Origin of the sequence: Corynebacterium sp. HMSC11D10 (assembly GCF_001806995.1) — a bacterium.
Lineage (GTDB): Bacteria > Actinomycetota > Actinomycetes > Mycobacteriales > Mycobacteriaceae > Corynebacterium > Corynebacterium coyleae.
The window spans coordinates 1-6,454 of sequence record NZ_KV787081.1 but is presented as its reverse complement, the minus strand read 5'-3'; the positions used below and the strand labels follow the sequence as shown (position 1 = coordinate 6,454).

Here is a 6,454-nt window from a genome sequence, read left to right as displayed (position 1 = left end):
ACACCCTGTCAAATATGTCGTGACTTCAGACACCTCCGGGCGCACAAGAAAAACCCCCGCTGAGCGGGGGTTTTCGCATTGAGGGGCTACTGCGTCTCGACGACCGGCGCAACCGTAGTCGGCGCCTCCTCCTTATCCTTGCGGGACGAGCCGTTGACGTTGATGTCAACGCTCTGCACGTCCGGGACACAGGTGCGTACCGCGGTAGCGATCAGCAGCGCGGAAACCAGGCCGACGATACCGCCGCCGATTGCCATCGCCTGGGCAGGATCGAGGCCAGCGTTGCGGGCGGCCGCGGTGAAGATGTCGCCAGCCTGGCCGTTTGCCTGACCCAGGCCCGGGAGGCCCGCCTGGTTAGCCAGCGCGAGCGGCAGCATCAGGACCAGCGGCACGCCAAGGCCGACGAGGGAAGCGATGCAGCGCGGGTCGGAGGACCCACCGGTGGCGTTGACCTTGGCGCCGACGAGCTTGTCGCCGCCCTGCTGGTCGCCGTTGCCACCCTTCTTCGAGGAGCCACCCGAGCTGCCGAACAGACCACCGTTGGCGTTGTCGCGGATGTCCGGGTTGGCGTTGTTCGTGACCACAACGGAGTTGTTCGAGCCGTTGTCGTTCGCGTTGCCGGTGATGACAACGGTCGGGTTGGCGTTGTTGGTCGCCACGACCGAGTTGTTGGAACCGTTGTTGTTCAGGTTGTCGCGCGGGTTTGCATTGTCCGTGACGACGACCGAGTTACCAGAACCGTTGTTGTTGGCGTTGCCGGTGACAACAGGGTTCGCGTTGCCCGTCACAATGGCCGAGTTGTTCGAGCCGTTGTTGTTGGCGTTGTTGGTGATGACCGGGTTGGCGTTGTTGGTGACCACAACGGAGTTGTTCGAGCCGTTGTTGGACCCGTTGTCGTTCATGTTGCCCGTGATAACCGGGTTCAGGTTATCCGTAATGACAACGGACGGGTTGCCGTTGTTGTTGAAGTTGTCGCGGATGTCCACCGTCGGGTTCGCATTGTTCGTCACGACGACCGAGTTGCCGGAACCATTGTTGGAGCCGTTGTCACGGATCTCCACGGTCGGGTTGGCGTTGCCGGTGACGATGATGCCGCTCGGCTGCACCTCAACCTTGACGATGCCCTCCAGCGGGCTCTTGCCGTCCTTACCGCCACCGAGCAGACCGCCGAGAAGGTTGCCGAGGAGGCCGCCGGCGCCGCTGCCGTTACCGCCGCTGCCGCCTTCGGAGCCTTCGCCCTTGCCGCCACCGATCAGGTTGCCAATCAGGCTGCCCAGGCCGGTGCCGCCGGTCGCGCCGCCGATGATGCTTCCCAGCAGCGGGCCGAGAATGTCTGCTGCGGTACCTGCTACTTCAGCCGGGGTTTTGGACGGGTTCTTCGCAGCAATCTTCAGCGTTGCCTTGAACGTGTCCTTCGTGCCGTCGTCGTGGACCTGCTCGACGGAGACAGGCAGTTCAATGTCGCCTTCCGTGAAGGTGGCCGGCGGGGTGATGCGGACGCCGTCGGCGTCGGTGGTGACGCTCCAGCCGGTCGGCAGGCTCACGCCACCCTTGCTCAGGGTCACGCCCTTCGGCAGCTTGAGCGCATCCAGCGTCTTGGCGGAGGTGGACTTCTCAAAGTCGACCGGGTAGGTCTTCTCCAGCTCCTTTTCCCAATCGCCGACGGGGCGCTCGTCGATAACGTTCAGACGCAGCGTGGTCGTGAACGCCTCGCCCTCGGCGGGGGTCACCTTCACGGCGATGTCCTTGTTGCCGGTACCAAAAGCAGTCGCGGACTGCGGGCGAATCACGGTGAGGGTGCCGTTGTCGTTACGGAAGTTCCAGTTGAAGATCGTGTTCGTCGTCGGTGCGACGGTGTCACCCGGCTGCAGTTTCAGGCCTTCGACCACTGCTTCCTTCTTGTTCCAGAAGTTGGCGGTGTTGAAGCGACCGTTGAAGGCACTTGCGGTTGTCTTCGGAGCATTGCTTGTCGACGACTCCTCCGCCGGCGGGGTAGCCGTCGTCGGAGCCGGCTCAGACGTTGGCTCTTCTGCAGGAGCGGTCGTGGTCGGAGCGGGCTCCTCCGAGGTTGGGGCCTCGGGCGTCGGTTCCTCAGGGGTCGGGCAGGCGTCGGCAGGCTCGGTGAACGTGTTTCCCTCGGCCTTCTTATCCACGACGTTGACCTTCAGCGTGGTGTCGAAGGAAGAGCCGTCGGCCTTGGTTACCTTGACCGCAATGTTCTGGTTACCTGTCCCGAAGGAGATCGCAGCCTCTGGACGGATGAGAATCAGGTTGCAGCCGCTGGTGCGGAAGCGCCATTTATTGCGGGCGAGAAGGAGTGCCGTTGCTTCGACCTTGTCGCCGGGCTCAAGCACAAGCCCTTCTACGACTGCTTCGTCGACATCCCAGAAGTTGGTGGTGGTGTAGGTGGTGTCGAACGCGCTGGCGTCGACAGCTGCCGCCACCGGGGTGATGCTGACGGGGGATACGAATGGCGCCACCAGCGCCAGGGAGAGCGCGCCCGCCGCGATGGATACGCGTCGGGAACGTACAGTTTTTGCCATGGGGGCTCCTTGGGTCTGGGCGATAACGCCGATTCCTGGGTGTTTCCGCGAGATGTATCGCAAAACGTTCGTAAAGTTTTACACATGCGTAATAAATGCGGAATAGCTATCTGGGAATAGCCCCCGCTCGGGTGAATATGAAGCCAGGTACGCTCGCGGTGTGAGAGCTATGCAAACGGCTGATTTGGCCAATATTGAACGGAAGTTGCGGCGCCGCCGTCTATCCCCGCGCGATTTGGCTGCTATGCAGCACAAACTCGCGGGGATGGACTTGCGTGACATCGTCCGTTTGGTGGAGCGGCAGCCGTCGAGACGCGGTGCGGAGCTGGTGCGACTGCTGCCAGCGCCTCGAGCCGCTGTGCTTTTCGACGCCCTCGCGCCCGCCCACCAGGCCGAAATCGTCGAAGCCTTAGGTGATCATCAGATCCCCGGCCTGTTCGATGCCCTCGGCACCGAGGACTTGGTCATGCTGCTCGATCACATGGATCCGGAGGTGGCGGAGCGGGTTCTCAACGAGTTGGATGAGGACGACCGCGCCTACACAGACCTGATTCTCGCCTACGAGAAGGGGTCGGTCGGCCGTGTCATGTCGCCGAATGTGGAGGCGGTTGGTGCGACGGAGACGGCGCAGGAGGTCGTCGATAAGCTGCGCGCGCATGTTGATGACCTGGAGACGATCTACACCGTGCCAGTTATCGACGACATGCACCACGTCACCGGCGTACTCAGCCTGAAGGACCTGTTCAAGGCGCGTGCGGACGACGAAGTGGGCACCATCATGCGCGAAACCCCCACCGTCGTGGAGAGCGAAGACGCCGAGTATGCGGCGCGTCGCCTGCTCGCGTCTGGTCACCTCGCGTACCCGGTGGTGGATAACGGCCAGCACCTTGTGGGCATTTTTACTTACGACGAGGCCCAGGACATCGTCGAGTTCGCCGACAGCGAGGACTCCGCACGTCAGGGTGGTTCCGAGTCGCTGAAGCAGCCGTACCTGTCCACGCCGGTGCTCAACCTGGTGCGATCCCGCATCGTGTGGCTGCTCGTGCTGGCGGTTTCCGCGATTCTGACCGTGCAGGTGCTCGGTATCTTCGAGGACACGCTCGCCCAAGTGACCGTGCTGTCCCTATTTATTCCGCTGCTGACCGGCACCGGCGGCAACACCGGTAACCAGGCCGCGACAACGGTGACGCGTGCGCTAGCGCTTCACGACGTGACCAAGGGCGACATCTTTAAAGTCATGTGGCGCGAACTGCGCGTCGGCGCGACCCTTGGTTCGGTGCTTGGCATCCTCGGTTTGGGTATCGCGTGGGCCGTTTTCGGGCAAGAAATAGGCATTGTGATCGGTTCCACACTTTTTTGTGTGTGCGCCATGTCCGCGACCGTCGGCGGCATCATGCCGATCATCGCTCGCGCAGTCGGCGCCGACCCGGCGGTGTTCTCCAACCCGTTCATCTCTACCTTCTGCGACGCGACCGGTTTGGTCATTTACTTCCTCATCGCCAAGAGTGTGCTTGGCCTGTAATAGTGTCCTGAACTGCCGTTTTGGTGGTGCGCCCTGCCGGGTGTAATGTTCTTCTTCGTTGCCAACAGGCACTGCGCCCGTAGCTCAACGGATAGAGCATCTGACTACGGATCAGAAGGTTGGGGGTTCGAATCCCTCCGGGCGCACCAATTTTGGGAAGGCCCCACACGGTTTGTGTGGGGCCTTCCCTTTTCGCTTCTTTCGCGATTTTTCTGAGACGTAATTACGGCAAAGATTAATAAACCCTTTGAATCTGAATAAACACTGATTAAGCAGGGGCTTTAGATGTGAGTGCGCTTGAAAGCGCCTGTCCAAGTTGGTAAATTATTTGGAAGTCTCGCGCGGAAGTTCGTGTTCTATGTACTTCTTGCTCGAATTTCTCTCGTTATAGAAAAATCAACCATTGGAGCAATCTTGAACAACGCTTCCTCTCCGTTCGATTTCAACGCAAACTTCTCCGCGCGCCGTTCCTCACGTCGTGGCTTCTCCGGCAAACGCACCGCCATTGCAGGTATGACCGCAGTGTCGCTGGCGCTGTCTGGCTTGACTGTGCCGAGTGTTGTTGGTGGGGAGGTGCAGGTTGCGGAGGCATCTGGAGTGCGCCGCGCTCAGGTTATGCACTGGACTAAGAGCAAGGGAATTAAGCTGTCCATTGCTTCGGCTCAAGCGATTTCCGGCAACCGCCTTCAAGTGCGATTGCCTCGTATTCAAGACAAGAATCTCGTTCAGTTTCCAAATGGAAAATACACAATTACCACTGGCAACCCGGCTAAGCCGTGGGCCGAGGTGGATGGAGTGGGCACCTTTGAAGGCGACTACGCGGTCTTGACACTCGAACTACCCAAGAAGCTGAACTTGCCGGTCGGTACGCCGATGGCGATCAGCACGAACCAAACACACCCGGATAGCCCAAAAGTTGGAGGCTATTGGAGTGGTAGTTTGGTAGCGTACGATGCACCAGACGAGACGGAAGAATCGACACCTGTAACCGGATCGGTTCCGCTTTCTGTGTCGGGCCTTGGGGATGGTCAAACGGTCGAGGTGCGCATCGTAGATGAAAATGGCGTCACCCGGGGGTCCGACAAGTTGGGCAATGGTTCCTTTGTCCTGTCTGGTATGGCCCCAGGATCGTATTCGGTGTCTGTGTCTGGCTGGCCGGCTGATTACAGGGTGACGTCGGCTGGTGGCGATAAGCAAACTGTTCGGATTGATAACAATGGTCAAAGTGACCGTCGTGCTGATTTTGCGTTTAAGCAGAACACTGGCTCGGTTCCTGTGTCTGTGTCAGGCCTTGGATCTGGCCAAAAGGTCCAGGTGAGGGTTGTAGATGCAAATGGTGTGACTCAGTGGTCCGATGAAGTAGGCAATGGAAACTTCGCAGCGCCTGGAATGGTCGCCGGGTCGTATTCGGTGTCTGTGTCTGGCTGGCGGTCTGACTATAAGGTGACGTCGCCTGGCGGTAGTGAGCAAACCGTTCGGATTGATAACAATGGCCAAAGTGACCGTCGTGCTGATTTTACGTTTAAGCAGAACACTGGGTCGATTCCTGTATCTGTGTCCGGATTGGCTGACGGTGCGCGGGTCTGGATGGTACTGAGCAATATGGCTGGGGAAGTGAAGTGGTCAGGCTGGCAAGGGAATGGTTCATTCAGCCTTTCGCCATTTATCGCAGATAAATACGTAATGCGTGTATCTGCTTGGCCGAATGATTACCGGATCGTCTCGAGCGGTGGCAGCGAACGCAGCGTCGAAATTGACGATGACGGACGGACCTCCGGTAAGGCTGAGTTTGAATTCAATCAAAATAAGGGAGCGATTACCGGCTCAGTTTCCGGCTTGGTCGGCAATGATAAAGCAACGGTCATAGTTCGCCAGGTCGACGGGAGACAGGTCTATACCCAGGAACTGGGGAATGGTGAGAAGTTCGAAACCGATGCTCTCACAAAGGGCGTTTATAACGTTTTTGTCAGCAAACCTTCTGACTACCGTATGGAATCCGATGCTGTTGTTGAGGTTTTCGTAGATCACAACGGTGAAGCTTCTAGGACAGCAGACTTCAAGGTTGCCCAGAATAAGGGTGCAGTTGCCGGATCGGTGTCTGGCTTGTTTGGGGATGACACTGCCGAGGTGGTTGTCAAACGAACCGATGGCCAGCAAGTATTTTCTCAAGTTCTCAATAATGGTCAGTCGTTTGTGACGAGCGAACTGGCTAAGGGGACTTACATCGCGTCCCTTAAGAAGCCTGGTCACTACCAGATGGCTTCTCCAGCCGAATTCACTATTTCGATCAACGACGAGGGGCAAGCTTCGAAGACTGCCGACTTCAAGGTGACACCGAATGATGGTTCGGTTTCAGGCGATATCGTGGATGATCGGGGTAAGCCGGTTC

3 protein-coding genes and 1 tRNA gene are annotated in these 6,454 nt (G+C 58.8%); 3 read left to right on the top strand and 1 reads right to left on the bottom strand.

Annotation, left to right across the window (positions count from 1 at the left end):
• Window positions 1-86: 86 nt before the first annotated feature.
• Complete coding sequence (locus tag HMPREF3120_RS09895; protein WP_070452907.1) at window positions 87-2,543, bottom strand: hypothetical protein; 2,457 nt, start codon at window positions 2,541-2,543, stop codon at window positions 87-89.
• A 169-nt stretch (window positions 2,544-2,712) separates the two neighbouring features.
• Here HMPREF3120_RS09895 and mgtE point away from each other — a divergent pair, with 169 nt between their 5' ends.
• The 3 genes from mgtE to HMPREF3120_RS09880 all read left to right on the top strand — a co-directional run.
• The gene (gene mgtE, locus HMPREF3120_RS09890; protein ID WP_070422014.1) at window positions 2,713-4,065 is read left to right on the top strand and encodes a magnesium transporter; all 1,353 of its coding nucleotides are present in this window, start codon (window positions 2,713-2,715) and stop codon (window positions 4,063-4,065) included.
• A 73-nt stretch (window positions 4,066-4,138) separates the two neighbouring features.
• Window positions 4,139-4,214 (top strand) — tRNA-Arg (locus tag HMPREF3120_RS09885).
• A 265-nt stretch (window positions 4,215-4,479) separates the two neighbouring features.
• The coding region (locus HMPREF3120_RS09880) for an MSCRAMM family protein (RefSeq protein ID WP_141739425.1) at window positions 4,480-6,454 on the top strand (1,975 nt) is incomplete at its 3' end.

What these genes read in the sequence shown, in the direction of transcription:
- HMPREF3120_RS09895 (WP_070452907.1), bottom strand. Translation starts at nt 2,543, where the DNA reads ATGGCAAAAACTGTACGTTCCCGACGCGTATCCATCGCGGCGGGCGCG.
- mgtE (WP_070422014.1), top strand. Translation starts at nt 2,713, where the DNA reads ATGCAAACGGCTGATTTGGCCAATATTGAACGGAAGTTGCGGCGCCGC.